Below are 2,284 nucleotides of genomic sequence, written 5' to 3' on the forward strand. Positions count from 1 at the left end.
AGCATCATAAGGTATTTCATTCGTTTTTTTAAGAAATCATTCAATATTCTGCACGTCTATGATTTTTTAAAAATACGTATTATGAAATTGATTCACATACCAAATCTTTAAATAGTATACATTCGAAATAGATAAAGGGCTATTTCTTGGGCGTAAAACTCCCACCATTCAAGATAATAGCACTCTTTATCCACCATAAAAAAAGCCAGCCCAAAATAATTTGAGATGACTTTTGCATTAGAATAGCCCTAATACATGCCCGTCGTCGTTATCAACGTCCATACGTAGTGCTGCTGGAACTTTTGGTAAGTCTGGAATGGCTCAAGACTTCGGCATATACTTTACACAGCATGAAATCACTTCGAAGATAATCGCGAAGTTTTATTTGATTTGTTTACACAGTTGACAATGAGCCTGGTTGAGCAATTGCTCTACTTCAGTTTTAAGTGCTTGGTTCGCATAACGAAATATTTCATCTTCACCCGCTGTAGCAATACGCACATCACTAAAATATTTATCGATACGGTGCCATCCAACAATACGTATTTTTTGTTTCGCTAACTGTCGCTTCAAATTGAAATAATCCTGTCGTATACTTTTCATTAAACTTTCCACGAAAGGTATGTAGATTGCTTTCATCTTCAACTGCTCCAATGTTTTATAATCACATTGTAATGACTGAATCGCTAAATCTATAATAAGATACTGGTGTAAGAGCTGTCGTTGTTCAGCGTTAATCATAACTTTCATCTTCTAGGTGTGCTGCGTGTATTGAGTGAAATGGAATACGTTTTACAGCGGTTAAAGTCTCAAGTACGAGCTGTTGTGATTCATCTAATGCAGTAATTGTACCAGTCCATTGCACGTACTTAGCTTCTTGCCACGTAGTAATTGTTACTGTTTTATGCTGTTTATAGGCTTGATTAATTGTTTGTTGTAAGTCCTCTAGCTCCCATTCAGTTAAAGTTCGTGGAGCTTCAGCGTAAGCTTCCCTTTTCCACTGTTTTATTTTTTGGATATGTTCAGGAAGCATCATTGCCGTCCATTTAATCGTCCCTCTATCTTTTATCATAAAATATCACTCCTATTATGCTAAATGACCGCCAACTAATTTATCACGTTTTAAAGCTGTACCTGCATCAGTGAAAGAAACTGCTCGTAACAAGGCCGTAGCACCAAACTTTCTCCTAATAGAGTCCATTGTGTGCCCTAAGATTTTGCGTTGTTCTTTTTTGACATCAAACAGATCGAGTTGAATGCTATATTCCGGCTCAAGATCTGATATGCGTACCGAGAGCTGCCTTGCTGGCTCACCAGCAAAATACTCGTCAAGTAATTCAAGGCAAGTCTTATACATAACAATCGTTTCGCTTGTAGGCACTGCAATTGTTTTCGAGCGCTGGAAACCTTTAGTCATAGCACTACGGCTATAAGACAATCCTAATGTAATTGTCCGACCAACATAACCTGCTTCGCGCGTTCGTCGCATAACGTCCTCACACATTTCTAGTAACGCCACGGATATTTCTTTTCTTGTATGGTAGTCGCGCATTAACATCTGGCCTTTCCCAAAACTTAGAGCCGAATTTTTAACTAAAGGCTCTCCCAGTGTGGAAAGATCAATCCCATGCGCATGGTGGTATAGTTGATTACCCATGATGCCAAATTTTTTCTCTAATTCATTTAAATCAGCATTTGCTAATCCACCGACTGTTAATATCCCCATTGCATTTAACTTGGCTTCCATCTGTTTTCCGATCCCCCACATTTCCGATAAAGGACGCACAGGCCAAAGTTTCGTTGGTACATCCTCATAAGTCCACTTTGCAAAACCTGTCGTTTTAGCTTCAAGGTCTAAAGCGAGTTTCGCCATCAACATATTAGGACCCATTCCCATAGCACTCGGGATATGAAACTGATTATATATCGCTTCTTGAATTTCCTTTGCTGCATCTTCAGGAGATCCCCAAAGCTTTTCCGTTCCTGTTAAACCCACAAAACTCTCGTCGATTCTGTTGTCAAGTGATTGTCTACATTAGGCGCCCTGTTCGGTACGCATCACGAATAGCGGCTGCCCTTTTACTAATGATCCGTTAATTTTAGTAATTACACATTAAACTTCACCAACACGATCTCTGTAACTTTGAAATAAAGTTTTGCTGCTAACGATAAGTTTATATAGAAAAACCGTAAGCCCGAAATACAAAAATAAGCGCACCTTCTCGGTACGCACGACGAATGGCCAGCTATCTGAGTTTTTTTCAGATAACTGGCTATTTTGAAC

At 39.0% G+C, this 2,284-nt stretch carries 3 protein-coding genes; all 3 read right to left on the reverse strand.

Annotation, left to right across the window (positions count from 1 at the left end; all coding sequences use genetic code 11):
* Positions 1 to 381: 381 nt before the first annotated feature.
* The 3 genes from ACQKII_RS24625 to ACQKII_RS24635 are packed head-to-tail and all read right to left on the reverse strand — an operon-like array spanning position 382 to position 2,011.
* A complete protein-coding gene (locus tag ACQKII_RS24625) occupies positions 382 to 741 on the reverse strand; it encodes an aconitate hydratase (RefSeq protein ID WP_427463059.1) in 360 nt (119 codons plus the stop codon).
* Entirely contained in the window at positions 734 to 1,072 is a 339-nt protein-coding gene (locus ACQKII_RS24630; RefSeq protein WP_427463060.1) for a YolD-like family protein, read from the reverse strand. Before ACQKII_RS24630 ends, ACQKII_RS24625 begins: the two co-directional genes overlap by 8 nt.
* Positions 1,073 to 1,087: 15 nt before the next feature.
* Positions 1,088 to 2,011 (reverse strand): DNA polymerase thumb domain-containing protein, encoded by a 924-nt coding sequence (locus tag ACQKII_RS24635; RefSeq protein WP_427463061.1) that lies wholly within the window; start codon positions 2,009 to 2,011, stop codon positions 1,088 to 1,090.
* Positions 2,012 to 2,284: the final 273 nt, after the last annotated feature.

The organism is Lysinibacillus sp. NPDC048646 (assembly GCF_050272295.1).
Taxonomy (GTDB): Bacteria; Bacillota; Bacilli; order Bacillales_A; family Planococcaceae; genus Lysinibacillus.